The 24,706-nt window shown below is 72.6% G+C and carries 26 protein-coding genes; 14 read left to right on the top strand and 12 right to left on the bottom strand.

From position 1 onward, the window contains the following. Positions 1 to 198: 198 nt before the first annotated feature. The 3 genes from ABZW30_RS28160 to ABZW30_RS28150 form a co-directional block, all read right to left on the bottom strand. Positions 199 to 1,083, bottom strand: a complete 885-nt coding sequence (locus tag ABZW30_RS28160; protein WP_355674000.1) for a metallophosphoesterase — start codon at positions 1,081 to 1,083, stop codon at positions 199 to 201. Positions 1,084 to 1,250: 167 nt separating this feature from the next. After that, positions 1,251 to 1,583: a DUF4190 domain-containing protein gene (locus ABZW30_RS28155; RefSeq protein WP_355673999.1), complete on the bottom strand. Its 333-nt coding sequence runs from the start codon at positions 1,581 to 1,583 to the stop codon at positions 1,251 to 1,253. 61 nt (positions 1,584 to 1,644) lie between these two features. Next, on the bottom strand, positions 1,645 to 1,800 hold the full coding sequence (locus ABZW30_RS28150) for a hypothetical protein (protein ID WP_355673998.1): 156 nt from the start codon (positions 1,798 to 1,800) through the stop codon (positions 1,645 to 1,647). A 143-nt stretch (positions 1,801 to 1,943) separates the two neighbouring features. On the opposite strand from ABZW30_RS28150, the gene ABZW30_RS28145 reads away from it, so the two are divergent. The 6 genes from ABZW30_RS28145 to ABZW30_RS28120 all read left to right on the top strand — a co-directional run bounded on the left by ABZW30_RS28145 (position 1,944) and on the right by ABZW30_RS28120 (position 8,692). Continuing rightward, the gene (locus tag ABZW30_RS28145) at positions 1,944 to 2,573 is read left to right on the top strand and encodes a TetR family transcriptional regulator (protein ID WP_355673997.1); all 630 of its coding nucleotides are present in this window, start codon (positions 1,944 to 1,946) and stop codon (positions 2,571 to 2,573) included. Positions 2,574 to 2,714: 141 nt separating this feature from the next. Beyond that, positions 2,715 to 3,569, top strand: coding sequence for a serine protease (locus tag ABZW30_RS28140; protein WP_355673996.1), 855 nt, complete (start codon positions 2,715 to 2,717; stop codon positions 3,567 to 3,569). Between the two features lie 259 nt (positions 3,570 to 3,828). Then, a complete protein-coding gene (locus ABZW30_RS28135) occupies positions 3,829 to 5,331 on the top strand; it encodes a S28 family serine protease (protein WP_355673995.1) in 1,503 nt (500 codons plus the stop codon). Positions 5,332 to 5,542: 211 nt separating this feature from the next. Next, positions 5,543 to 6,196, top strand: coding sequence for a TetR/AcrR family transcriptional regulator (locus tag ABZW30_RS28130; RefSeq protein ID WP_355673994.1), 654 nt, complete (start codon positions 5,543 to 5,545; stop codon positions 6,194 to 6,196). Continuing rightward, positions 6,180 to 7,814 (top strand): acyl-CoA dehydrogenase family protein, encoded by a 1,635-nt coding sequence (locus tag ABZW30_RS28125; RefSeq protein WP_355673993.1) that lies wholly within the window; start codon positions 6,180 to 6,182, stop codon positions 7,812 to 7,814. The genes ABZW30_RS28130 and ABZW30_RS28125 overlap by 17 nt, the downstream gene beginning before the upstream one ends. After that, positions 7,811 to 8,692, top strand: coding sequence for an amidohydrolase family protein (locus ABZW30_RS28120; RefSeq protein WP_355673992.1), 882 nt, complete (start codon positions 7,811 to 7,813; stop codon positions 8,690 to 8,692). Before ABZW30_RS28125 ends, ABZW30_RS28120 begins: the two co-directional genes overlap by 4 nt. On the opposite strand, the gene ABZW30_RS28115 is transcribed toward ABZW30_RS28120, so the two are convergent. Beyond that, entirely contained in the window at positions 8,685 to 9,491 is an 807-nt protein-coding gene (locus ABZW30_RS28115) for an inositol monophosphatase family protein (protein ID WP_355673991.1), read from the bottom strand. The two genes, ABZW30_RS28120 and ABZW30_RS28115, sit on opposite strands and share 8 nt — an antisense overlap. A 111-nt stretch (positions 9,492 to 9,602) precedes the next feature. Between ABZW30_RS28115 and ABZW30_RS28110 the strand changes: the two genes are divergently transcribed. After that, complete coding sequence (locus ABZW30_RS28110; protein WP_355673990.1) at positions 9,603 to 10,586, top strand: Lrp/AsnC family transcriptional regulator; 984 nt, start codon at positions 9,603 to 9,605, stop codon at positions 10,584 to 10,586. Between the two features lie 80 nt (positions 10,587 to 10,666). On the opposite strand, the gene ABZW30_RS28105 is transcribed toward ABZW30_RS28110, so the two are convergent. From ABZW30_RS28105 to ABZW30_RS28090, 4 genes are all read right to left on the bottom strand, one after another. Further along, positions 10,667 to 11,491, bottom strand: coding sequence for a helix-turn-helix transcriptional regulator (locus ABZW30_RS28105; protein WP_355673989.1), 825 nt, complete (start codon positions 11,489 to 11,491; stop codon positions 10,667 to 10,669). Positions 11,492 to 11,561: 70 nt separating this feature from the next. Next, positions 11,562 to 12,044 (bottom strand): DUF2269 family protein, encoded by a 483-nt coding sequence (locus tag ABZW30_RS28100; protein ID WP_355673988.1) that lies wholly within the window; start codon positions 12,042 to 12,044, stop codon positions 11,562 to 11,564. A 121-nt stretch (positions 12,045 to 12,165) separates the two neighbouring features. After that, a complete protein-coding gene (locus tag ABZW30_RS28095) occupies positions 12,166 to 12,873 on the bottom strand; it encodes a 4'-phosphopantetheinyl transferase superfamily protein (protein ID WP_355673987.1) in 708 nt (235 codons plus the stop codon). Between the two features lie 161 nt (positions 12,874 to 13,034). Further along, the gene (locus ABZW30_RS28090) at positions 13,035 to 13,694 is read right to left on the bottom strand and encodes a TetR family transcriptional regulator (RefSeq protein ID WP_355673986.1); all 660 of its coding nucleotides are present in this window, start codon (positions 13,692 to 13,694) and stop codon (positions 13,035 to 13,037) included. 76 nt (positions 13,695 to 13,770) lie between these two features. Here ABZW30_RS28090 and ABZW30_RS28085 point away from each other — a divergent pair, with 76 nt between their 5' ends. After that, the gene (locus tag ABZW30_RS28085; RefSeq protein ID WP_355673985.1) at positions 13,771 to 14,721 is read left to right on the top strand and encodes a hypothetical protein; all 951 of its coding nucleotides are present in this window, start codon (positions 13,771 to 13,773) and stop codon (positions 14,719 to 14,721) included. Between the two features lie 65 nt (positions 14,722 to 14,786). Here the strand turns inward: ABZW30_RS28085 and ABZW30_RS28080 are convergent, their stop codons facing one another. The 3 genes from ABZW30_RS28080 to ABZW30_RS28070 form a co-directional block, all read right to left on the bottom strand. Next, positions 14,787 to 15,284 (bottom strand): hypothetical protein, encoded by a 498-nt coding sequence (locus tag ABZW30_RS28080; RefSeq protein ID WP_355673984.1) that lies wholly within the window; start codon positions 15,282 to 15,284, stop codon positions 14,787 to 14,789. Positions 15,285 to 15,422: 138 nt separating this feature from the next. Further along, positions 15,423 to 16,655 carry a kynureninase gene (gene kynU, locus ABZW30_RS28075; RefSeq protein WP_355673983.1) on the bottom strand — a complete coding sequence of 411 codons (1,233 nt, stop codon included), beginning with the start codon at positions 16,653 to 16,655 and terminating at the stop codon, positions 15,423 to 15,425. 68 nt (positions 16,656 to 16,723) lie between these two features. Further along, positions 16,724 to 17,554 carry a tryptophan 2,3-dioxygenase family protein gene (locus ABZW30_RS28070; RefSeq protein WP_355673982.1) on the bottom strand — a complete coding sequence of 277 codons (831 nt, stop codon included), beginning with the start codon at positions 17,552 to 17,554 and terminating at the stop codon, positions 16,724 to 16,726. A 220-nt stretch (positions 17,555 to 17,774) separates the two neighbouring features. On the opposite strand from ABZW30_RS28070, the gene ABZW30_RS28065 reads away from it, so the two are divergent. The 5 genes from ABZW30_RS28065 (at position 17,775) to ABZW30_RS28045 (ending at position 22,512) form a co-directional block, all read left to right on the top strand. Then, the gene (locus tag ABZW30_RS28065; protein WP_355673981.1) at positions 17,775 to 18,209 is read left to right on the top strand and encodes an Lrp/AsnC family transcriptional regulator; all 435 of its coding nucleotides are present in this window, start codon (positions 17,775 to 17,777) and stop codon (positions 18,207 to 18,209) included. A 110-nt stretch (positions 18,210 to 18,319) separates the two neighbouring features. Then, positions 18,320 to 18,859, top strand: coding sequence for an NADPH-dependent FMN reductase (locus ABZW30_RS28060; RefSeq protein ID WP_355673980.1), 540 nt, complete (start codon positions 18,320 to 18,322; stop codon positions 18,857 to 18,859). A gap of 256 nt (positions 18,860 to 19,115) precedes the next feature. After that, positions 19,116 to 19,676 (top strand): DoxX family protein, encoded by a 561-nt coding sequence (locus ABZW30_RS28055; protein ID WP_355673979.1) that lies wholly within the window; start codon positions 19,116 to 19,118, stop codon positions 19,674 to 19,676. Between the two features lie 123 nt (positions 19,677 to 19,799). Next, positions 19,800 to 20,414, top strand: a complete 615-nt coding sequence (locus ABZW30_RS28050; RefSeq protein ID WP_355673978.1) for a hypothetical protein — start codon at positions 19,800 to 19,802, stop codon at positions 20,412 to 20,414. Positions 20,415 to 20,706: 292 nt separating this feature from the next. Further along, complete coding sequence (locus tag ABZW30_RS28045; RefSeq protein ID WP_355673977.1) at positions 20,707 to 22,512, top strand: glycosyl hydrolase family 18 protein; 1,806 nt, start codon at positions 20,707 to 20,709, stop codon at positions 22,510 to 22,512. Between the two features lie 106 nt (positions 22,513 to 22,618). Here the strand turns inward: ABZW30_RS28045 and ABZW30_RS28040 are convergent, their stop codons facing one another. Further along, entirely contained in the window at positions 22,619 to 23,200 is a 582-nt protein-coding gene (locus ABZW30_RS28040; RefSeq protein ID WP_355673976.1) for a MarR family transcriptional regulator, read from the bottom strand. Positions 23,201 to 23,355: 155 nt separating this feature from the next. On the opposite strand from ABZW30_RS28040, the gene ABZW30_RS28035 reads away from it, so the two are divergent. After that, positions 23,356 to 24,663, top strand: coding sequence for an MFS transporter (locus ABZW30_RS28035; RefSeq protein WP_355673975.1), 1,308 nt, complete (start codon positions 23,356 to 23,358; stop codon positions 24,661 to 24,663). Positions 24,664 to 24,706 lie beyond the last annotated feature (43 nt).

Here is a 24,706-nt window from a genome sequence, read left to right as displayed (position 1 = left end):
CGCCCCGGGCGACCGGCGACTCGACCGCCAACGCCGCCAAGGACCTCTCGGACAGCGAGAAGGAGGTCGACTTCTCCAACTGGCCGCTGTATGTGCCCAGCCGTCGGAGCCGGCACCGGAGCCGCTCGCGCGGCCGCCGCCGTCCCCGGCGGAGCCGCCCGAGCCGTGGCGCCCGCCGTGGGTGCGGCGACCCGGGGATCAGGCCACCGCGGCCTGCGGGAACACCTCTCGCAGGAGCGGGTCCGGCAGCCCGCGCTTGCGCCACTCGCGCGGGTAGCCGAGCGAGACCTCCTCGAAGGGGACTCCGTCGTAGTTGGTCTTGCGCGGGATGTGCAGATGTCCGTAGATCATCGCGGCGGTGTTGAAGCGGCGGTGCCAGTCGGCGGTCAGCTCGGTGCCGCACCACTGGGCGAACTCCGGGTACCAGAGGACCTCGGTGGGGTGGCGGACCGTCGGGTAGTGGTTGACCAGGACGAGCGGGACGTCCGGGTCGCAGGCCGCGAGCCGCTGCTCGGTCAGCCGGACGCGCTCGCGGCACCAGGAGTCCAGGTCCGGGAACGGGTCGGGGTGGAGCATCCGCTCGTCGGCGCAGACGATGCCGCTCTCGTAGGCGGCCGCCAGGGACTCCTCCTTGGTGGTCGTGCCCGGCGCACGGAAGGAGTAGTCGTACCCGAGGAAGAGCGGGGCGATGCGGACCGGGCCGCCGGCGCCCTGCCAGAGCGGGTACGGGTCCTCGGGGGTGATGACGCCGAGGCCGCGGCAGAATTCCACCAGGTGCTCGTAACGGGCTACGCCGCGGAGCTGGACCGGGTCCTCGGGGTGGGTCCACAGCTCGTGGTTGCCGGGCGCCCACACCACACGGGCGAAGCGTTCGGCGAGCAGGCCGAGCGCCCACTCGATGCTGGTGGTGAGCTCGGCGACGTCCCCGGCGACGAGCAGCCAGTCGTCGGGGTGGGTGGGCTGGAGCTTCTCCACCAGGTCGCGGTTCTCCTGGTAGGAGATGTGCAGATCGCTCACCGCGAGCAGCCGTCCGCCCGTCCCGGTGGACGTCGGCTGTGCGTCGCTGTGGATCTCGGTGGTCACTCCTACCCCCTGTGTTCACCCGGCCGATGTGGCCACCCTACGTGGCGGGCCCGGGTCATGGGCGGGCTTGACGGGATCAGCTGTTCGAGGGCTGAGGCGGGGAGTTGAGGTCGGCTCAGGGGTGGGCCTCGACTGCGGAGCCCGGAAGGAGCTCTCAGCGGCGGACCTCAGGAGCCGATGTCGATGAGCACACCGTGGGAGGTGGCGGCGGTGACGGCGAGGATCGCCAGCGAGGCGATGCCGAGCGCCAGGCCGAGGACGGCGCGGCCGCGGCGGCCGGTGCCGCGGACCAGGGCCAGGGTGGCGAGGGTGATGGCGATCGGACCCAGGACGATGTTGAAGAGCAGCAGGCCCGGGAGGCCGAGGAGGAAGGAGGCGATGGCCAGGTTGTCGGCCTCGGTGGTGCCCTGACGGCCAGTGGCGGCCCGGTCGGCTGCGTTGTCGACGGCGCGGGTGGCAGCGGCGCGGTTGGTGACGGCGCCTTCGGTGACGGTGCTCATGGCGTGGCGGGTCCTCTCAGCGGGAGTGGACGGGTCGGCTGGGGTGGCCGGAGCGGCCGGGTCAGCGGTGCCGCAGGCGGGCGATGCCCTCGCGGGCGCCGAAGGCGAGCAGCCAGGCGGCGATCGCGGCGGCGGCGGTGAGGAAGGCCGGGAGGGGCAGGTGGGCGGCGGTGCCGATCAGGACGCCCATGGCGACCAGGGCGGAGAACAGGATCACGGCTGACTCCTTCAGCGGCGGGTGCGGCTGCGCCGGTTTCGGCCGCATTTCGGCTGTGTTTCGGTTGACAAGTGTTCACCGAGTTCGGGTCTCACTGTACGCCCGGCTGGCCAAGTTCGGCAAACGACTGTTTACTGAATGGCGTGAGTCACACCGTAGGGGTCAGACAGGCCCAGAAGCAGCAGAGTCGGCGAGCCTTGCTGGACGCGGGGCTGCACCTGCTGGCCGATCAGAACCTGGCGAGCCTGGGCGTCCGCGAGGTCACCCGCGAGGCCGGACTGTCCCCGGCCGCCTTCTACCGGCACTTCCCGGACCTCGCCGCCCTCGGCGTCGCGCTGGTCGAGGAGTCGCTGGCCAGTCTGCACGTCATGATCCGCTCGGTGTTCGCCGAGGCCGGCGGCGCCGAGGAGCTGATCGACCGGGCGGTGGACGTGATCCAGCGACACGTTCGCGAGCACCGGTCGCATGTGCGCTTCCTGGCGCGCGAGCGGCATGGCGGGGTCCGGCAGGTGCGCGAGGCGATCGACGCCGAACTCGGGCGCTTCGCCGTCGAGGTGGGGTCCGCCCTGGCGCTCCAGCCGGTCTCGCGGGGGTGGAGCGAGCGGGACCTGCGGATGCTCGCCGAGTTGTACGTGGACCACATGGTCTCGACGGCCTCCGCATTCCTGGAGGCCCAGGAGGCCGACCCCGCCCGGGAGCGGCGGATCGCCACCACCGCCCGGCTCCAGTTGCGCCTGATCAGCCTCGGTCGGCGCCACTGGCAGGGGGGTTGACCGTTCGGGTCGGCCGGAACCCCTGACGGCGCCCGACCGCTTGCCCTAGTGTGCCGAATGGCCACTCCGTGAGGGCGGCCCCCTTGACATGTCGTCATGTCCACGACAATTTTGGGGGACCCCCACACCGAGAGGTCTCTCATGAAGAAGCCACTCATAGGCATGCTCACCGCGGTCCTGGTCGCCGGAGCCACCGCACTGACCGGAGCCGTCCCGGCCCAGGCCACCGGAGCCGTGACCACCAAGGCCGCCCGGCCCCTCGACGCCGTCGACTTCAGTGGCACGGTGGCGCTCAGCAACTGCTCGGGCTCGCTGGTCCGGATGCCCGGCTCGACCGGCAGTGACCCGGGGCTCGTGCTCACCAACGGCCACTGCCTGGAAACCGGCATGCCGGGCCCCGGTCAGGTGATCGTCGATCAGCCGTCCAGTCGCACCTTCACCCTGCTCGACGGCTCGGCCGGTGAGGTCGCCACGCTGACCGCCACCAAGGTGGTCTACAGCGCGATGACCGACACCGACGTGACGATCTACCAGCTCGACTCCAGCTACGACTCGATCCAGGCCCAGACCGGGATCGCCCCGCTGACCGTCTCCGCCGACCACCCCGTCCAGGGCACCGACATCCGGGTGGTCTCCGGCTACTGGAAGCAGATCTACTCCTGCTCGATCGACGGCTTCGCCTACCAGCTCAAGGAAGCCGACTGGACGATGAAGGACTCGGTCCGCTACACCTCGGGCTGCAACGTGATCGGCGGCACCTCCGGCTCGCCGGTCGTCGACGCGAACACCGGCCAGGTCGTCGCCGTCAACAACACGATCAACGAGAACGGCGAGTCCTGCACGTTCGACAACCCGTGTGAGGTCGACCAGTCCGGTGCGGTGACGGTCCACCAGGGCATCGGCTACGCCCAGGAGACCTACATCATCCCGAGCTGCTTCGCCGCCGGGAACCGCCTCGACCTCACCCTCCCGGGCTGCACCCTGGCCCGCCCTTAGGCCCACCCGGAGCCCCGCTTCGCAAGTCCCGACCCGACCGGAAGCCCCGACCCGCCCGCACCGCACCCCATCAGCGGGCGACCGCCCGAGCAGTCGACGGAACCGAGGCAACCCCACTGACCAGCACCTTCTCCCGATGGGCCACCCGCGACCAGCGGGTGGCCCATTCGGCCGTCCGTGAGGCGGCCGCCGCACCACCCGCACCGCAGAGTTGTGCCGACGAGGCAGCTGTCATGTCCGTTGATCCGATGGAGAGTTGATGACCGCCAAGCTGAGAAGACTGCTGGTTTCCGTCCTGTTGATACCGATGTTCGCGATCGGCGGCCTGGTCACCCCGGCCTCCGCCGCCGGCGGCCAGGGCGCAGAGACCTCCGAGACGGCCGGGGCCGCCCACGGCCGCAGCCCGGCCGACGACCCGAACGCCGACATCAAGGACCGCCTGGCGGCGATCCCCGGGGTGACCATCACCGAGGAGAAGCCGACCACCACCGGCCACCGCTACTTCCTGGCCACCTACACCCAGCCGATCGACCACTTCCGCCCCTGGCTGGGCACCTTCCAGCAGCGCTTCAGCGTGCTGCACCGCGGCTACGACCGCCCGACCGTCTTCTACACCAACGGGTACACGCTGGGCACCAACCCGTCCCGCACCGAGCCGACCCGGCTGGTGGACGGCAACCAGGTCTCCATCGAGTACCGCTACTTCACCCCCTCCCGCCCCGAGCCGGCCGACTGGTCCAAGGCCGGGATCCGCCAGCAGGCCGCCGATTCGCACAAGCTGGTGACCGCGCTGAAGCGGATCTACCAGCAGGAGTGGCTCTCCACCGGCGCCAGCAAGGGCGGCATGTCCTCCACCTTCTACCGCCGGTTCTACCCGGACGACGTGGCGGGCACGATCGCCTACGTCGCGCCGAACAACACCGACATCAGCGACTACTCGGCCTACACCGAGTTCTTCCGCACCGTCGGCACCCCGGAGTGCCGCGCCAAGCTGAACGCCGCCCAGCGTGAGCTGCTGGTGCGCCGCGACCGCCTGGAGCCCCGCTACATCGCCGACAACAAGGCGGCGGGTTCCACCTTCAACACCCTCGGCACCCCGGACCGCGCCTACGAGGCCGGTGCGCTCGACGTGGTCTGGGCGTTCTGGCAGTACAGCCTGGAGTCGGACTGCGCCAAGGTCCCGGTGGCCGCCACCGCGACCGACGACGAGCTGTACGCGTGGTACGACTCGCAGTCGGGCATCACCGGCAACAGCGACCAGTCGCTGGCGAAGTACACCGCGTACTACTACCAGGCCGCCACCGAGCTCGGCGCGCCGTTCTTCGACGTCGCGTACCTCCAGGACCATCTGCACTACGACTACAAGGAGCTCTACTCGGCCCGCTCCTACGTGCCGAAGGAGATCCCGACCGTCTTCAACCCGTACGCGATGCCGGACATCGACCGCTGGGTGAAGCGCGAGGGCGAGCGGATCATGTTCGTCTACGGCGGCAACGACCCGTGGGGCGCCAAGCCGTTCCACCTCGGTCAGGGCAGTGACGACAGCTACGTCTACACCGTGCCCGGCGGCAACCACGGCTCCGACATCGGCAAGCTGCCGGCCGAGCAGTCGGCGGAGGCCACCGCCAAGGTGCTGGAGTGGGCCGGCCTGGGCGACCAGGATGCCGCCCGCTCGCTGGCCAAGTCGCCGCAGTCGGTCCCGGCCTTCGGCCCGCTCGACATCGAGGGCCAGCGGTTGGAGCAGGAGCGCCGCCCGCTGTAACTCCCAGTAGCGAACCGGCAGGACCAGCAGGACCAGGAACACCAGGAGCACCAGGAAAACCAGGAACACCAGGAGGCCGTCCCACCCGGGGCGGCCTCCTGCCGTGTTCTGTGTCCCGCATCACCGGTATCTCCGCAGCCCCGGTATCCCCGCCCCCGGACCCCGCGCCGACCCCCTCCCCGAAGCAGTGAATCAGTGCTTCAATGCTTCCATGGCCTACCGACGCACCCCCGCCGTGCAAGCCCGCCTGGACGCCCAGCGCGAGGCGGTACTGCAGTCGGCGGTCGGGCTGCTCGCCGAGCGCGGCTACGGCGGCTGCACCATGGCCGCCGTGGCGGACCGTGCCGGCATCGCCACCGGCAGCCTCTACCAGCACTTCGCCAACAAGGCGGAGCTGTCGGTGCAGCTGTTCCGCCGGGTGGTCACCCGCGAGATCGAGGCGGTGAACGCCGCCGTCGCCCGCCGGGACACCCCGCAGCAGCGGATCGCCGCCGTGGTCGAGACCTTCGCCGCCCGCGCCCTGCGCGCGCCCCGGTTGGCGTACGCGCTGCTGGTCGAGCCGGCCGACACGGTGGTGGACGGCGAGCGCCTGGTCTTCCGGCGGGCGTTCCGCGACGTGATCGCCACCGAGATCGCCGCCGCCGTGGCGAGTGGCGAACTCCCCGAACAAGACCCGGTGCTGACCGCCGCCGCCCTGGTCGGCGCGGTCGGCGAGGCGCTGGCCGGCCCGCTGGCCGCTGCGCCGATCGAAAGCGCCGGGCCCCGACCCGGCGACAACGAGCACAGCGACAGGACCACGGTGGTCCCCGCCCTGGTCTCCTTCACCCTGCGTGCCCTGGGAGGACGCGATGACAGCGACGCATGAGGTCACCAACCAGGTGCCCCTGCCGTACGGACACGACACCGCCGCCGACCCGACCCTGCTCGCCGCCCTGGACCGGGCCGGCGCCGGCTGGGCCGAGCCCGAACTGCGCGAGCTCGGCCGTCTGGCGGGCTCCGAGCAGGCCGCCGAGTGGGGCCGGCTGGCCAACGAGAACCCGCCCGTACTGCGCACCCACGACCGCTTCGGCCACCGGATCGACGAGGTCGAGTTCCATCCGTACTGGCACGAGCTGATGCGTACCGCCGTCTCGTACGGTCTGCACGCCGCGCCCTGGCGGGAGGAGCGGCCCGGCGCCCACTCCGCCCGCGCCGCCAAGTTCTACGTGTGGGGCCAGGTCGAGGCCGGTCACACCTGCCCGATCTCGATGACCTACGCCGCCGTCCCGGCCCTGCGCCAGAACGCATCCCTGGCCGCCGAGTTGGAGCCGCTGCTGGCCGCCACCGAGTACGACTACGGGCTGCGCGAGCCGCGCACCAAGCGCGGGCTGATCGCCGGCATGTCGATGACCGAGAAGCAGGGCGGCTCGGACGTCCGCACCAACACCACCAGCGCCACCCCGCACGCCGACGGCACCTACCGGCTCACCGGTCACAAGTGGTTCACCTCGGCGCCGATGTCCGATCTCTTCCTGACGCTCGCCCAGGCGCCCGGCGGGCTCAGCTGCTTCATGCTGCCGCGCATCCTCCCGGACGGCAGCCGCAACCGGCTGCACCTGATGCGGCTCAAGGACAAGCTCGGCAACAAGTCCAACGCCTCCGCCGAGTTGGAGTACGACGGCGCGGTCGGCTGGCTGGTCGGCGAGGAGGGCCGGGGTGTGCCGACCATCATCGAGATGGTCAACATGACCCGCCTGGACTGCACCGTCGGAGCCGCCTCCGGCATGCGCTACGGCACCACCCGGGCCGTTCACCACGCCCTGCACCGGCGGGCGTTCGGCAAGCCGCTGGTCGACCAGCCACTGATGCGCAATGTGCTGGCCGACCTGGTGGTGGAGTCCGAGGCCGCCACCATGGTCGCGATGCGGCTCGCCCAGGCCACCGACCTCGCCCTGGCCGGGGACGAAACCGAGTCGCTGGTGCGGCGGTTGGGCCTGGCGGTGGCCAAGTACTGGGTGTGCAAGCGCGGTCCGGCGCACTCCGCCGAGGCTCTGGAGTGCCTGGGCGGCAACGGCTACGTCGAGGAGTCCGGGATGCCCCGGCTCTACCGCGAGGCGCCGCTGGTGTCGATCTGGGAGGGCTCCGGCAACGTCGCCGCCCTGGACGCGCTGCGTGCCATGGCCAAGCGCCCGGAGACGGTCGAGGCCTTCCTCGGCGAACTCGACGCCGCCGCCGGCGCGGACCGCCGACTGGACGCGGCCGTCTCCGAACTGCGCAAGCAGCTCAGCGACTTGACCGACCTGGAGTTCCGCACCCGGCGGCTGGTCGAGTCGATGGCGCTGGCCTTCCAGGGCTCGCTGCTGGTTCGGTACGGCAGCCCGGCGGTGGCCGACGCCTTCTGCGCCACCCGCCTGGGCGGCGACCACGGTGCCGCCTTCGGCACCCTGCCGCCCGGCGTCGACGCCGCCGGGATCATCGACCGGGCCCGCCCGGTGCCCGCGTGACCGACCGAGAAGCCACGGCCGTACGGGAGTTCTGGCAGGCACTGGGCCTGCCCGGGCTGATCGACGTGCACACCCACTTCATGCCGAAGAACGTCCTCGACAAGGTGTGGGCGTACTTCGACGCGGCCGGCCCGCTGGTGAACCGCCCCTGGCCGATCACCTACCGCGAGGCCGAGGAGCAACGGGTCCAGCGGCTAAGGGAGTTCGGTGTCCGGGCGTTCACCTCGATGCTCTACCCGCACAAGCCGGGCATGGCCGCCTGGCTGAACGCCTGGGCCGCCGACTTCGCCGCCCGGACCCCGGACTGCCTGCACACCGCGACCTTCTTCCCCGAGCCCGGGGCGGCCGGGTACGTGGCGCGGGCGGTCGAGGACGGCGCCCGGGTGTTCAAGGCGCACCTCCAGGTCGGCGGCTACCACCCGGCGGACCGGCAACTGGACGAGGTCTGGGGGCTGCTCGCCGACACCGGCACCCCGGTGGTCACCCACTGCGGATCCGGGCCGGTGCCGGGCGAGTTCACCGGCCCCGGCCCGATCGGCGAGGTGCTGGCGCGGCACCCCGGACTGGTCCTGGTGGTCGCGCACCTCGGCATGTCCGAGTACCGCGACTTCCTCGACCTGGCCGAGCGCCACCCGGCCGTCCGGCTGGACACCACCATGGCGTTCACGGACTTCGCCGAGGCCGACGTCCCGTTCCCGCGTGACGAGCTGCCGCGCCTGCGCGGGCTGCGGGAGCGCGTCCTGCTCGGCAGCGACTTCCCCAACATCCCGTACCGGTACGTCCACCAGCTGGAGGCACTGGCCGGGCTGGGCCTGGGGGAGGAGTGGCTGCGGGCGGTCTGCCACGACAACGCGGCCGCCCTGTTCAAGCTCAGCTGACCGAACGCAGCACCCCCAGCGCGTCCGCGTGCAGCCCGGGCGCGGCGGCGAGGAAGCTGTCGGAGCCGGCCGTCCAGGCCGCCCCGGCGGCGTCCGTCACCGCCGCGCCCGCCTCGCTCGCGATCAGCGCGCCGGGCAGCAGGTTGCCCGCGTCCGCGCCGTACTGCCAGAACAGCGCCAGATGCCCGGAGCCGACCTGGGCCACCTGGAGCGCGGTCGGGCCGAGGTTGCGCACCGCCAGCGCCGCGCCCGCCATCGCGGACAGCGACTCGCCCGCCCGGCGCAGCGCCACCGGGTCGTCGGCCACCCGGGGCGGCTGGCTGGTGGCGGCGACGGTGACCGCCAACTCCCGCTCCAGCGGTGCGATCGGCCGCCCGTCCAGCTGCGCCCCGCCACCCAGCACCGCCCGGTAGGTCCGGCCGCCGGCCTGCTCGGGCGCGTGTACCACGGCGAGCACCGCGGCTCCGTCCCGCACCAGCGTCGCCGTCACCGCCCAGTGCGGCTGGCCCAGCAGGTACTGCACCGCACCGTCGGTCGCGTCGCACATCCACCACTCGCCCTCGCCGGGCACCGAGCCGTCCAGCTCCTCCGGCGCCCAGCCGGCCCGCGGGCGCAGCGCGGTCAGTCGCTCGCGCAGCTCGGTGGCGGCCGGGCCGTCCAGCTCCGCGAAGGCGGCCAGCGCCTCCGCCGGCGTCCGTCCCGGGGTCGGCTGGTCCGGCCGACGCGCCGCCAGCTTCCCGCCGATCTCGCGCACCGCGGCCTCCACACCCTCCGCCAGCGTCCACAGCTCGTCCGTCACGGCGACTCCTCCGTTCCCGGGCCGGTTCGCTCCGGCCGCCCAGGACAAGGAGTACCGTCACGCCTGCCGAACAGGACGCTCAAGTGCTGCAAATGACGGAGATCGGACATCATGGACCTCGCCACGACCGATCCGGACACCGTGCTGGACACCCTCGACCGCCGCCTGGTCTGCGCGCTCCAGCTGGACGGACGGGCCGAGCCCGGCCGGATCGCCGAGGTGCTGGGCGTCTCCACCCGGACGGTCACCCGCCGGCTCGGCCGGATGCGGCAGGCCGGGGTGCTGCGGGTGGTCCGGATGCCCGATGTGGAGGACGCCGCCGTGGGCGCGCTGCTGCTGCGGGTCCGGGTGCTGCGCGGCCGGGTGGATGCGATCGCCCGGGCGCTGGCCGACCGCTCCGACGTGCCCTTCGTCGACGTGATGCTCGGCGGCCACGAGATCGGCGCGGTCATGCTGGGCGACGCCGGCTCCCGGGACCGCCTGCTGTACGGGCAGCTGCCCGCGACCGGCGCCGTCACCGAGACCACCACCCACGCCGTGCTGCACGCCTTCGCCGACGCCGGGCAGTGGCAGGCCGGCTACCTGACGGAGCAGGAGGTGGCCGCGCTCGCCCGGCCCGTCCTGCCGCGCCCCACCGCACCCCCGCCGCTGGACGAGCTCGACCGCGCGCTGCTGGCCCGGCTGGGCGAGGACGCCCGGCAGTCCCACGCCGTGCTGGCCGGGGCGGTCGGCGCGCCCGAGTCGACCGTCCGGCGCAGGCTGCACCGGTTGGACGAGGTCGGGCTGCTGCGCACCCACGCCACCGTGGACCCGAGGCTGCTCGGCATGGCCGTGGACGCCAACCTCTGGCTGGACGTCCCGCCCGGCCGGCTCGCCGAGGTCGGTGCCGAGCTGGCCCGCCACCCGCAGGTGCACGGCGTCTTCGCCACCAGCGGCCCGACCAACCTGCTGGCCGTGATCTTCTGCCCGGACCACGGCGGCCTCTACCGCTTCCTCACCGACACCCTCGGCCCGCTCGGTGTCACCCGCGCCGAGACCACCATCACCGCCCGCGCGGTGAAGCGGGCGGGCGTGCTGCTCGGGCAGCGGCCGTGAGCCGAAGGGGCCTTACGCAGGAGGCCGAGGCCCTCGCCTGCTCACCGCCCTGCGGCGCAACGGCAGCCGTACCTGAGGCATCAACGCTCCGGTGCCACCACGGACTGCAGGAAGCGGACCGTCTCCGCGTCGGCCGGCAGGAAGGTCTCCATGGCCAGCTCGGAGACGGTCACGTCCAGCGGGGCGTTGAAGGTCGCGATGGTGGACAGGAAGGAGAGCACCCGCCCGTCGTGCCGGATCCGCAGCGGCAGCGCGAACGGGCAGCCGTCCTCGACGGCGCCACCGGCCGGGTCGCCGACCGGCTCGGGGTAGCCGCTGACCTCCTCGTACAGCTGCCGCAGCGGCTCGGCGTGGACGAGTTCCAGCTGCTGTTCCATCCGCTCCAGCAGATGGCGTCGCCACTGCCGGAGGTTGACGATGCGCGGCGCCAGCCCGTCCGGGTGCAGGGTGACCCGGATCGCGTTGATCGGCGGTCGGAGCAGCTGTGGGGCGACGCCCTCCAGCAGCAGGGCGAGCGAGCGGTTGGCCGTCAGCACCCGGAAGGTCCCGTCGACCAGCACCGCCGGGTACGGGTCGTGGGCGGCGAGCAGCCGCTCGATGCCGCCGCGCAGCGCGTCCATCCTCGGGTCGTCCAGCGGCGTTTCGGGGTAGTGCGGGGCGTAACCGGCCGCCAGCAGCAGGGTGTTGCGCTCGCGCACCGGGACGTCCAGCTGTGCGGCCAGCCGCAGCGCCAGCTCGCGGCTCGGGCGGGAGCGGCCGTTCTCGACGAAGCTGAGGTGCCGGGCCGAGGAGTCCGCCCGCAGCGCCAGTTGCAGTTGGCTCAGCTGTCGTCGCTCCCGCCAAGCGCGCAGCAGTGGGCCGACTCCGGTCCCCGTCGGGCTGCCCATGCCCGCCATGATCGTCATGGCCAAGGACGGTACTCGAACCGACCCGGCGGCGGGAGGGGGCAGGGCGGACCGGACCGCGCGGGGCCGGTCAGGCTCCGGTGGTCGACCCCGGGCGGATGATCATCAGCACCACGACCACGGCCCACAGCAGGTTGAACACCCCGGCCGTCATCGGCAGCATCCGCAGGCCGCTGACGGCCTTGGTGTGCTGCTCGTCCTTCGGGTCGAGGCCGAGCGCGTCCACGGCGGCCTGCTGGCCGGGCAGCACGAAGAGCAGCAGCGAGAGCGCGGCGATCGCGGTGAGCACCATCGAGGCGATCAGCCAGGACTGCCCGAGCACGTCCATCACCTGCGCCAGGCCGATGCCCAGCACCGGCACCGCGACGCCGAGCAGCGCATAGACCTGGGTGATCCGGTGCAGGACGCGCAGCACGCCCGCGTCCGAGGCCTGGTCCGGCCCGCCGGCCAGGGCGGCCTTCGCCCGGCGCGGGAACATGCTGACGGCCACCGCGACCGGGCCTATGAACAGGACCGACGCGAGGACGTGCAGGCTCAGCAGGAACTTGGCCATGGCGGGGCACCCTTTGATCCGGTGGGCAGCTGGGTCGGCGGGCGTGCGCCGTCGGCGCGCCCACGACCAGGCACGCTAACACCGCTTATCCAGTGGCCCCGTGCGCGGGTGCCCCCGGCGGCTACCCGGCCGCGGCCAGGTCCACGACGGTCGGCGGGGCGGTGCTGACGGCCGCGACGGCGGTGCCGTGCTCCGGGTCGGTCCAGTCGAGTAGGTGCAGGTCCTGGTACCGGCTGCGCAGCGGGGCACCGGGCGGGACGTCCAGCGGCAGGGCGGAGAGGTCGATCTGCCCGAGGGTGTCCAGGGTGGCCCGCCCGATCTTGATCAGTGACTCCTTGCGCACCCACTGCCGCAGGAAGGCCGGGTTCGGCTCCGGTGCCGCCTCGACCAGCGCCAGCTCGGCCGGGGCGAGCACCCGCCGGGCGACCGTGCGCAGCGAGCCGCCCCGGGCGGCCAGCTCGACGTCCACCCCGACCGGCTGGTGGGCGGCGCCGGCCGCGACCACGCCCCGGGTGTGGGACAGGCTCACGTGCACCCCGGGGTGGTCCGGCAGGTAGGGCCTGCCGTGGTCGGCGAGGCCGCAGTCCGGGCATTCCTGGGCGAGCGCCAGCTCGGCCGCCGGGACGCCGAGCAGGCGGGCGGCGCAGAGCCGGACCAGGACGTGTCCGGCGGTGAAGTCGATCCGCCCGGACTCGTGCCGGAACCGTTCGGCGCGACCCCGCTCGATGTCGGTGAGCAGGTGCTCCCCCGCCTCGGGGTGCCGCAGTACGGCGTCGGCGGACGCGATGGCGACGAGCGGTGCGCTCTGGTCCTGGGCCTCGGTGGTCATGCCGTCCAACCTAGTCGGGTCGGCGGCCGGACGTGGTGTGTGGGCCGGGCGGGCCTGCCCGGACGGGCCGGCGCGCGGGCCGGGCGACCGACGTCCCCGTTGCCGACTTCTCCGGGCACAACGGCTCCCCGTCGACGACGAGGCGTGAGCGCCCGCCCGGGTCAGCGCTTCGGCGGGTAGTCCGCGAGCCCCGAGGCGAGCAGGCCGAAGGCCCGGTCCACCGCCGCCTCGACCCGGGCGCGCACCGCCTCGATCGGCTCTCCGGCGACCATCGCCCGGCGGATCTCGGCGAGCACCGCGCGATGGGCCCCGGCCACGGCGCCGGCCACCACCCGGGGGAGCGGGTCGTTCTCCCCGGCCTCGGACTCCCTGGCCCCTGGCTCCCCGGCCCCTGACTCCTCGGCCAGGACGGCTGCCAGCGCGGCCTCGGCGCGCTCGCCGAGCTCCAGCAGCCGGGCCCGCAGCGCCGGGCTGTCGTCGACGATCCGCCAGAACGCCGCCATCTGCGGGTTCAGCCCGACCGTCGGCTCCCCGTCGGCGACGGCCGTCAGCAGGTCGGCCCGTACGGCGTCCACGGCGGAGCTGCCGGTGGGCCGCTGTCGGACGACCTCGGCCAGGTGGGCGACCACCTCGTCCTGCCGGTCGAAGAACAGGTCCTCCTTGGTCGGGAAGTAGTTGAACACCGTGTTGGGCGAGACCCCGGCGGCCCGGGCCACCTCGACCACCGTGACCTGCTCGAAGCCGCGCTCGGCGAACAGGCCCATGGCGGTGTCGGCCAGGAGCTCCCGGGTCTGCTGCTTCTTGCGTTCACGAAGTCCCATGGTGGAATCCTACGACGGATCCATGGTGTCACATCAAACTTGCAGTGACACCAAAAATATCGGCTACGGTGTCGGCATGACCTTCACCTTCGGCATCTATCCCGGCGGGCTGCTCGGCGACGACACCGGCCTGATCGAACCCGTCCACCCCGACGATCCCGTGCAGATCACCGCCGCCCTGCGCGAACTCCAGGGCGACGCGCCCGAGTTGATCGTCCGCGCCTACCGGCTGTACCCGGACGGCGCGCACACCCCGGAGCGGCCCGAGCAGTACGCCGTCGAGGGCCGGAAGCTCGACCTCGTGCTCCAGTTCCGGGAGCGCAGCGGGGAGTTGGCGGGCTGGCTGGACTTCGTCCGGCGGACGGTCCGGGCCGAGGGTGGCCGCCTGGCCTGTGTGCAGATCTGCGAGGAGCCCAACCTCGACCTCCCGCCCGTGGACGGCGGCATCCCGAACGTCCGCCGGGCGCTGGTCGAGGGCGTCATCGCGGCCAAGGAGGAGGCGCTGGCCTGCGGTTACGATCGGCTGGCGGTCGGCTTCAACGCGGTGCCGTCCTTCGGCGCCGCCGCCGACACCTTCTGGGGCGAGCTCGGCAAGCTCGCCGACGACCGCTTCCACCGCGCCCTGGACTACGTCGGCGTGGACTTCTTCCCGGATGTCTTCTGGTCCGTCCCCTCCGGCCAACTCGCCGACGCGGTACGGGCGGTGCTCACCGGCTTCCGCGCCGACGCGCTGCCCCGGGCCGGGATCGGGTCGGCCGTCCCGCTGCGGATCTGCGAGAACGGCTGGCCCACCGGCCCCGGGCGGAGCGAGGCGCGGCAGGCCGAGGTGGTCGAGGAGGTGGTCCGGACGGTCGCCGGGGTGGCCGCCGAACTCACCGTCGTCGGCTACACCTTCTTCGCCCTGCGGGACGCCGACAGTGCGGGTCCCGGGCTGTTCCACCACTTCGGCCTGCTGCGCGACGACTGCACGCGCAAGCCGGCCTTCGACGTCTACCGCAAGCTCGTCGCGGAGTTGACGGTCGGGTAGGGCGTGTCCTGTGGGTCCTGTGGGTCCTGTCGGACCCGGCGAAGATCCGCAAGACGCGCCCTGGCTCAGTGGGTCTCGAAGAACCGGTCCACCGTGCGCCGTTCGGCGGCGACCGCGTGGACCGGTTCGCCGACCACCCGGCCGGCCAGGGTGACGGCCAGCCCGCCGACGTCCCGTCGGAGCCGGGTGGCCGCCTCGGCCCGGTCGGCGGCGATCCGCGCGTGCCCGGCGGCGAGCAGCAGGTCGCGGTCGCGGAGGCCCTCGGCGCGGGCCGCCGCGATCGCCGCCGTGCCCTGTTCGGCGTACTCCTGTCGGATCCGGGCCGCCTCGTGCCGGGCCGCGCCGATCTCCTGCAACGCGGCGTCCCGGGTGGCCTCGGCCTCGGCGCGGACGGCCTCCGCGCGTTCGGCGCGGCCCTCGGTCGCGTCCCACCGCTGGGCCCGGACCCGCTCGACGCGCGGGAGCAGGTGGAAGCCGAGTGCCCACATCAACAGGAAGAACTGGGCTAGGCCGAGGGCCAGCATGGAGGGATCGGGCTTGAGCGGGCCGAGTTCGATGTTCACGCACAACCTCCCCTTGTTCTGACGGACGGTCAGAACAGAGGTTTCCCTGGTGCGATGACGGTCGAACTCGCACTCGACCATGACCTGCGTCACTTCACGCGCCCTGCGGTGTCACTGCCCCACGGCCCCGGCTTCCGGCTACGTCACCTCGCCCCGGCGGGAGAAGCGCTCCTCCCGCCACTCGCCGCTCGCCAGCACCTCGGCCAGCTGCCGGGCCGCGTCCCAGACCTCGGTGTACGAGAGGTAGAGCGGCGTGAAGCCGAAGCGCATCAGGTCCGGCGCCCGGAAGTCCCCGATCACCCCGCGCGCGATCAGCGCCTGCACCACCGGGTACCCGTCGGCGTGCCGCAGCGCTACCTGGCTGCCGCGCCGGGCGTGCTCGCGCGGGGTCGCCACCTCGACCCCGTCCAGGCCCTCGACCAGCGAGATGAACAGGTCGGTCAGCGCCAGGCTCTTGGCCCGGACCGCCGCCAGGTCCGCCCGCTCCCAGACGTCCAGCGAGGCGCCCAGCGCGGCCTGGCCGAGCAGCGAGGGCGAGCTGGTCAGGAACCGGCCGATGCCCGGCTTGGGGTCGTACCCGGGCTCGAAGGCGAACGGACGGGCGTGCCCGAACCAGCCGCTCAGCGGCTGCTGCGGACCGGTCGCCAGGTGCCGCTCGGCGACGTACAGGAAGGCCGGCGAGCCGGGGCCGCCGTTCAGGTACTTGTAGGTGCAGCCGATCGCGAAGTCCGCGTTCGCGGCGGTGAGTTCCACCGGCAGCGCGCCCACCGAGTGGCACACGTCCCAGATCATCAGGGCGCCCGCGGCCTGGACCCGGGCGGTGATCCCGGGCATGTCCAGCAGCTCGCCGGTGCGGTAGTCCACGTGCGAGAGGACCACCGCGGCGACGTCCCCGTCCAGGTGCCCGTCCAGCTCCTCCGGGCGGATCAGCAGGCTGCGCCCGCCCTCGACCATGCCGGTCACGCCCTCGGCGATGTACAGGTCGGTCGGGAAGGCCTCGGCGTCGCCGAGCACCGTGCGCCGCCCGGGGCGCAGCGTGAGCGCCGCCGAGAGCACCTTGAACAGGTTCACCGAGGTGGTGTCGCAGACGACCACCTCTGCCGGATCGGCCCCGATCAGCGGCGCGATCCGCCGCCCCAGCCGGTACGGCTGCTCGAACCAGCCGGCGTCGTTCCAGCTGCGGATCAGCTCCCGGCCCCACTCCTCCTCGACGACCTGCCGCACCCGCTCCGGCGTGCGCACCGGCAGCGCGCCCAGCGAGTTGCCGTCCAGGTAGACCACCCCGTCCGGCAGGGCGAACTCCTTGCGGAACGCCGCCAGCGGGTCGACGGCGTCCAGCGCCGCGCACTCCTCGCGCGTGATCATGCCCATTCCCTCGGTCCCTTCGCTTCCAACCGGTTCCGTCGCCGCTCCGCCGCCTGCCACCGCTGCGCCGCCCGTCACAGCTCGTCCCGGATCGTCCACAGCTCCGGGAAGACGTCCTGCTCGGCCGACTTGCGCAGCCAGGTCAGCCCGCTGGAGCCGCCCGAGCCGGGCTTGCCGCCCATCGTCCGCTTGACCGCGGTCAGGTGGCGCTGGCGCCATCGGGTGACCCGCTCCGCCACGTCCAGCAGCGCTTCGCCGAGCGGCTGCAGGGCGGCGAACTCCGGGTCGGTGTAGACCCGGCGCCAGGCCGCCGCGACCTCCTCGGACGGCTGGTAGCGCTGCTCGGAGGGCTCCGGGCGCACCACCAGGCCGCGCCGGGCCAGCAACGCCAGCACCTCGTCGTACAGGCTGGGGGAGAGCAGCGCCTCGGCCAGCTCGGCCCGGGTCTGCGGCATCTCGCCGTACATGTTCAGCAGCGCGGCGTTCTTGTTGCCGAGCATGAACTCCAGGTGCAGGAAGGCCGCGGACTGGAAGCCGGAGGCCTCGCCGAACAGCGCGCGGAAGGAGTTGAACTCCTGCGGGGTCATGGTGGCCAGTAGGTCCCAGGACTCCACCAGCACGTCCTGCGCGTGGGTGCCGCGGCGCAGCGCGGCCAGCGCGGCGGTCAGGTCGTCCTCGCGCAGCGCCTGCTGGGCCTGCGTCCACTCGTGCCGCAGCAGGTCGAAGAGCAGCTCCATCACCTGCGTGGTGACGATGAACGACAGCTCGGCCGGCTCCTTGCTGCGCGGCTGCTGCAGGCTGTGCAGCTCCTCCAGACGTGCGTACTGCGCGTACGGGGTGCCCCGACCCGGCTCGCCGCCCCTACCGAACGACAGGTTGGGTGTCTCCACCGTGTCGTGCCCCATCCCGATCCCTCCTGATCCGTCCGGGCCTCGTCGCCCGGGGCCGGCGGAGCGGACGGAAGTCCTGGTTCCGCCGGGGAGCCCATTGTGCGGCGCCACGGCCCCCCGCTTGAATGGCCGATGAGCACCGCAACCGCGTTTCAGGCTGTCGTTCGCGAGGTGTTCGGCCGATCTGCTTTATGAATGAAAAACCGCTGATCACAACCGCTTTTCGGGAGTCGCCATGGACGCCGTCGACCGCCGCCTGCTGGCCGAGCTGCAGGCGGACGCCAGGCTCTCGTACAACGAACTCTCCCGCCGGGTGAGCCTGTCCGCACCCGCGGTGGCCGAACGGGTCCGCCGCCTGGAGGCCGACGGGGTGATCAGCGGCTACCACGCCCATGTCGACCTCACCCGGGCCGGGCTGCCGATCACCGCGCTGGTCCAGATCCAGTGCTACGGCCCGCGCTGCGTGCTGCGCGACCCCGAGGTGGAGACCTGGCCGGAGGTGCTCCAGCTGCACCGGGTGACCGGCGGCGCCTGTTGCGTGCTGTTGGTCGCGGTGTCCACGATGGCCGAGTTCGAGGCGCTCTGCGACCGGATCGGCGGCTACGGCCAGCCGTCCAGCTCGATGATCCTCTCCAGCCCGGTGCCCTGGCGGCCGGTGGAGCTGCGGTAGGGCGTGCCTGCGTCGCGGACCCGGCGAAGATCCGTACGACCGGCCCCGTCCCCGCGTGGGGGCGGTGGCGGCTGGCCTTGACGTGAACGTCAAGGAGTAGGTTCGGCGCCATGCCGAACGAGCGCCACATCCTGCTGTTGCCCGGGAGCCTGCGGGCCGGCTCCTCCAACGAGAGCGTGCTGCGCACCGCCGCCGTCGTGGCCGCCGCCCTGCCGGGCGTCCGGACCACCTACTACGCCGGGCTGGCCGGGCTGCCGCACTTCAACCCGGACCACGACACCGACCCGCTGCCGGAGCCGGTGGGCGCGCTGCGGGCCGTGATCGGGGCCGCCGACGCGCTGCTGGTCTGCACCCCGGAGTACGCCGGGACGCTGCCGGGCTCGTTCAAGAACCTGCTGGACTGGACGGTCGGCGGGGTCGAGATCTCCGACAAGCCGACCGGCTGGATCAACTGCGCCGCCCCGGGCCGCGGCCGGGGCGCCGAGGCCGCCCTCCGTACCGTGCTCGGCTACACCGGCGCGGCCGTGGTGGACGAGGCCTGCGCGCGGATTCCGCTGGAGCGTTCGGCGGTCGGCCCGGACGGGTTGGTCGCCGACCCGTCGGCGCGCGAGCGGATCGGGTCGGTGCTGACCCGGCTGGCGGCGGGCTGACCCGCACGGGCGGCCGGAAGCCCGGTCCGCCCGCAAGCCCGGTCCGCCCGCAAGCCCGGTCCGCCCGCAAGCCCGGTCCGCCCGCAAGCCCGGAGAGGAATCCGTTGCGCCCGGGTCGGGGAGGAAGCCGAGCCGCCGGTCGGTTCATTCCTCGCCGCCGGTGAATTCGCCCGGATGGCGGTCCCGACTCGAACGGGTGCGCGCTCTCGGGTGCCATGGAGGTACGACCACTCCTTGGCGGAAACGAGGATGCGACATGTGCCTGAACCGTAAGGACCTGGGCCTGCTGGCCCTGCGCAGTGCGGTCGGCGGGGTGCTGATCGCGCACGGCACCCAGAAGCTGTTCGGCTGGTTCGGCGGTGGCGGCCTGGAGGGCACCACCAAGGCCATGGACCACATGGGCTTCCATCCGGCCCGGGAGAGCGCCATCGCGGCGGGCCTCGGCGAGGCGGGTGGCGGCGCGCTGCTGGTGGCGGGGCTGGCCACCCCGGCGGCCGGCGCGGTGGTGGCCGGGACGATGGCCGGTGCGGTGGCGGTGCACGCCCCGGCGGGCTTCTTCGCGATGTCCGGCGGCTACGAGTACCCGGCCTTCCTCGGCGCGACAGGGCTGGCGATCGGCCTGGCCGGGCCCGGGCGGTACTCGCTGGACCACCTGACCGGGCACGTCTTCGACCGGCCGTGGACGGGCGTGCTGGCCTTCGCGGCGAGCGCGGCCGGCGCGTACGGGGTGGTGGCGCGGCGCCGGCACGTGGTGCGGCTGCGCGAGGAGCGGGCGGCGGTGGAGGCGGACGAGCAGGAGGGCTCCGGGCTGTCCTGAGGTCCTCGGCGCGCCTTCGTCACCCGGAGGACGCACTCCTGCTGGCGGCGGGTCCCGGGCCCTCGGAAGGTGGGCGGGGAGGTGTGCCGGGCAGCCCGGCGCCGGGCAGAAACGAGGACCCGAATGGACCGCCAGCCGCTCACCCGAGCCACCCCCGGACCACGCGTCACCGCGCGGCCCCAGGGGCCGCTGGGCAACCGTCGTCGCCGAGCCGTGGCAGGGGTGTCGGCCGCAGTCGTGGTCGGCGCGGTGGCGCTGGCGGGTTGCTCCTCCGGCACGAGCCCGGGCAGTGCGGCCTCCCAGGCGGCGAGCGCGGTGCAGAAGGCCGCGAGCGCCGCCGCTTCCGCCGCCTCGGCGCTGGCCTCGGCGGCGGGCGGGGCGGGGGCCGCGATCGCCTCGGCGGAGGCCCGGGCCTCGGCGGCGGTCTCGGCCGCCTCCTCGGCGGTCGCCGGGATCAAGGGCGGGCTGGACGCCAAGGGGGACGTGACGGTCGGGGCGGTGACCACCGGGACGGACGGCAAGACGCTGGCGCAGCTGACCGTCACCAACCACGGTCAGCAGTCGTACCGGTATGTGATCCAGGTGAACTTCACCGACGAGAACGGCAAGCTGCTGGACGCGACCGCGGTGACCGTCCCGGACGTCGCGGTCGGTCAGGGCATCCAGGCCACCGCGCGCAGCAACCTGAGCCTCTCCGGCACGGTCAAGGCCGAGGTGGCCAACGCGGTCCGCTTCTGAAGTCTCTGCTCGGCACTGGGGGTTGAACCTTAAGCGCGGCTCAAAGGCCAACGGCACCCCTTGACGGGGGAGTTGGTCTAGTCCATTTTTATTGCCCAGGTGCAGGGAGCCCCTGAACCGGCGTCACCGGCCCCGTGCCGGGGCGCCGGTTCGGTGCATCCCGGTGCCCGTCACGGCCTGATCCCGCTCGATTCCCCACCCTGACCTGTCATGTCCCGGTCGTCCGGCCCCACCCCGGACGTGCGACCCCGCCGGGACGGCGGCATCCCCCACAACCAGGAGTCACGCACCCATGCTGCGCTCACGCATTGAAAGGGCCGGGATCCCGGCTCCGGTCGGCGCCCGCCGGCGCCGCCCGAAGAGCCTGGCCGCCATCGCGGCCGGCACCACCGCGTCCCTGCTGCTCGGCGCGGGCCTCGCGCTGTCCGGCGGCGGCGCGGCCAACGCCGCGACCACCAACACCACCGGTGCGCCCGCCACCAGCGGCGGCATCAAGGTCGCCTACTTCGACCAGTGGTCGATCTACGCGAACGCGTACTACCCCAAGACGATCCAGGACACCGGCGCGGCCGGGAAGCTGGACTACCTGATCTACGACTTCGCCAACATCCACCCGACCGACCTGGGCTGTTTCGAGGCCACCAAGGCCGCCGACACGAACGACAGCAACCCCAACGCGGGTGACGGCGCGGGCGACGCGTTCGCCGACTACCAGAAGAGCTTCGGCGCGGACATCTCGGTCGACGGCGTCGGCGACGTCTGGAACCAGCCGATCGCGGGCAACTTCAACCAGCTGAAGAAGCTGAAGGCGAAGAACCCCAATCTCAAGGTCCTGATCTCACTGGGCGGTTGGACCTACTCCAAGTACTTCTCGCAGGCCGCCGCGACCGACGCCTCGCGCAAGCACCTGGTCTCGTCCTGCCTCGACATGTTCATCAAGGGCAACCTCCCGGCCGACGCCGGCTACGGCGGTCCGGGCTCGGCGGCCGGCATCTTCGACGGCGTCGACATCGACTGGGAGTACCCGGGCGGCGGCGGCCACACCGGCAACATCTCCAGCCCGGCCGACAAGCAGAACTTCACCCTGCTGCTGCAGGAGTTCCGCAACCAGCTGGACGCCCAGGGCAAGGCCGACAACAAGACCTACGCCCTGTCGGCGGCGGTCGGCGCCGGCCAGGACAAGATCATGAACGTCGAGACCGACAAGATCGGTCAGTACCTCACCTTCCTCGACGTCATGACCTACGACATGCACGGCGGCTGGGACGCCCAGGGCCCGACCAACCACCAGGCCCCGCTCTACTCCGGTCCGAACGACCCGATGACCCCGGCCAAGCCGGGCCACGGCAAGTACTCGATCGACAACGCCGTCAAGGCGTGGACGGTCGGCGACCCGGACTACGGCATCCCCGGCGGCTTCCCCGCCAACAAGATCAACATGGGTGTGCCGTTCTACTACCGAGGCTGGACCGGGGTCCGGAACAACGGCAGCAACGGTCTCTTCCAGCCCGCCGCCGGCCCGGCCACCGGTGCGGCGATGTCCGGCAACGTCCCCGGCATCCAGATGTACAAGGAGCTGGGCGGCTTCGTCGACAACCCGTCCAAGACCTTCTGGGACGACGACGCCAAGGCCACCTACTTCTACGACGGCAACACCTTCTGGAGCGGTGAGGACGCCCGGTCCATCCAGGCCAAGCTGGACTACGCGCACTGCAACGGCCTCGGCGGCTCCTTCGCCTTCTCGATGTACGACCTGGGCGCCGACACCACCCTGTTCGACAGGATGGTGAGCGCCACCAACGGCTCCGCCGCCGCCTGCCCGGCCCCGCCGACCGGCACGCCGTCGCCGACCGGCACCCCCACGGGTACGCCGACGGGCACCCCGACCGGTGCGCCCACCGGGACCCCGACCGGCACCCCGACCTCGCCGGCCTCCTGCTCGGCCGCCCCGAGCTGGGACCCCGGCACCACCTACGCGGCCGGTGGCACCAAGGTCTCGTGGAAGGGTCACTACTACACCAACAAGTGGTGGACCAAGGGCGAGGACCCGACCCTGAGCGGCCAGTGGGGCGTCTGGGCCGACAACGGTCCCTGCTGAGCGGCTGACCGTGCGAGGGCCCGACGGACCCCGCCGCACCTGAACGAAACGCCATGAGTCCGGCCCGCCGGGGGAGTGCCCCCGGCGGGCCGGACTCCGTCCGCTCTCAGGCCAGGTCGGCGGTGCGCCCGAGCGCGTCCGGCTGGCTCTGCTCGATCCGCCGCAGCATCCGGGCCAGCAGGGTGGACAGCGCGGCGCGCTCCTCGCCCGCGACGTCCTGCAGCAGCTCCTCCTCGAACACCGCCGCCATCCGCATCGACTCCAGCCACTTGTCGCGGCCGTTCTCGGTCAGCTCGATGATCACCCGCACCCGGTTGGACTCGTCCCGCTCCCGGGTGACCAGGTCCTCGGCGACCATCCGGTCGATCCGGTGGGTCATCGCGGCCGGGGTGAGCCCCAGCCGCTTGGCCAGCTCGCCGGGCCCCAGCCGGTACGGGCTGCCCGCCACCACCAGCGCCTTCAGCACCTCCCACTCCGCGGAGGTGATTCCGAGCACGGTCAGCTGCCGGTCGTACGCCACGCCCATCCGCCGGGCGACCCGGGACAGGGTCTGCACGATCGTCTCCACCTGAGGGTCCACGGTGGGGAATTCCCGCTGGTAGAGGGCCACCTGCTCGGCGATGCCGAGCTCCAGGGGGGTGGCCGGCAGGGGCTTGTCGGCAGCCGGCGTCGGCTTGTCCGTAGTCATGCCGACAGTGTCGCACGCGGACGTGCATCTCTTAAGCCTTTGACTCCGCAGTCTTCCGGTGCTAAGACTTTACCTCGTCAAACTTTAGCTCTGAAATCTTCTGGCCTTAAGAGTTCAACTCGAGAGTCCAGTCGAACCAGGAAGGGATGTGCACGGTGACCGGCACGGTGAAGCAGCAGAGGCAGCAGCGACGTGGGGCGGGCGGCCCGCTGCGCCGCGTCCAGATCGGCAACGCGCTCAGTGCGTTCGGCAGCGGGTTCACGATGCCGTACATGTTCGTGTACGTGGACCAGGTGCGCGGGCTGGGCTCGCCGGCGGCCGGGATGGTGTTCACCGTCTTCGCGTTGGCGGCGCTCGCCGTCCTCCCGTTCACCGGGCGCGGCATCGACAAGTACGGTCCCCGTCCGGTCCTGCTGGCGGGCGCCGCGCTCGCCGCCACCGGCGCGTTCGCCTTCGGTCACGCCACCGACAGCCCGGCCCTGCTGGTGTCGTCCTTCCTGTTCGGCGCGGGTGTCACCACCTGCCAGCCGGCGCTCGCCACGATGATCGTCCGCTGCTCGACGGCGGCGACCCGCTCGCACGCCTTCGCGCTGCAGTTCACCCTGGTCAACCTGGGCATGGGCATCGGCGCGCTGGTCGGCGGGCAGATCGTCGACGTCGCCGACCCGGCCAGCCTCACCCGGCTGTTCACCATCGAGGCGACGACCTTCATCGGCCTGGCCCTGGTCACCGGCACCGCCCGGATGTCCAAGGTCCGGCTGAGCGTCGTCCAGCAGAAGACCGACGGCCCGACCGGCCTGCGCGCCCTGTTCGCCGACAAGGCGATGGTGCGGCTCTGCGTCCTCGCCGGGCTGATCTTCTTCACCTGCTACGGCCAGTTCGAGTCCGGTGTCGCGGCGTTCGCCACCGACACCGTCGGCACCGCGCCCTCCACCCTGGGCTTCGCGATCGGCGCCAACGCGCTGACCATCGTGGTCCTGCAGATGTTCATGGTGCGGATCACCGCGCGCCGCCGCCGCACCACCGCGATGGCCGCGGCCGGCCTGGTCTGGCTCGGCGCCTGGGCGATGGCCCTGGTGGCCGGTCTGATCCGGACCGAAACCATGGCCGCGACGGTCGCGATCGTCTCGATCTACGCTCTGTTCGGCGTCGGCGAGTCGCTGCTCGCGCCCACCATGGGCCCGATCGTCGCGGACCTCGCCCCGGCCCGGCTGCTCGGCACCTACAACGCCGGGTACGCCCTGGTGAAGCAGATCGCCGTCGCGGTCGGCCCGGCCGTCGGCGTGCTGTTGGTCGGCTCCGGCACCTGGCCGTTCTACCTGGCGGCCATGGCGGGCTCGACGCTGCTGATCGTCCTGCTGGCGCTGCGGCTGCGCCCGTACCTCACGGCGGAGCAGGACAACGCGGTCCCGGCCGTGGTCCGCACCCCGGCCCCGGTCCGGGAGCTGCAGACCGCCGCGTGACAGAGCGCGCGACAGCGGGCGCGAAACGGTGTTCGCGACGGGC

Origin of the sequence: Kitasatospora sp. NPDC004669 (assembly GCF_040609455.1) — a bacterium.
GTDB lineage: Bacteria > Actinomycetota > Actinomycetes > Streptomycetales > Streptomycetaceae > Kitasatospora.
This window is presented reverse-complemented; position numbering and strand designations above follow the sequence as displayed.